This window comes from Halorubrum sp. SP3, assembly GCF_005435195.1.
In the GTDB taxonomy this organism is placed as follows: domain Archaea; phylum Halobacteriota; class Halobacteria; order Halobacteriales; family Haloferacaceae; genus Halorubrum; species Halorubrum sodomense.
In genome coordinates this window covers 1-217 of the sequence record NZ_SGTU01000789.1, presented here as the reverse complement: position 1 = coordinate 217, position 217 = coordinate 1, and the positions used below count along the sequence as shown (strand labels likewise).

Here is a 217-nt window from a genome sequence, read left to right as displayed (position 1 = left end):
ATAACCCGCCGTCGAACCGCTCTTCGACGCCCGACCCCGACGACTTCGCGGCCTCGGGCTCTGGAACCGCCGGGTCCGAGGACGACGGGTCTGAGTCCCCCGATATCGACGACTTCGACCCCGACTCTCCGGCCGGGTCCGGTTCCGGCGCCGACGCGGGATCGGATTTCGGCGTCTCGGACGCCGAGTCGGACCCCGACGCGGCCTCCCTCTCGAC

Annotated in this window: 1 pseudogene; it reads left to right on the top strand. The window is 71.4% G+C overall.

Going from position 1 to position 217, the window contains the following annotated elements:
- Window positions 1-217, top strand: a pseudogene (locus EXE42_RS19145) (hypothetical protein); the annotation flags it as partial.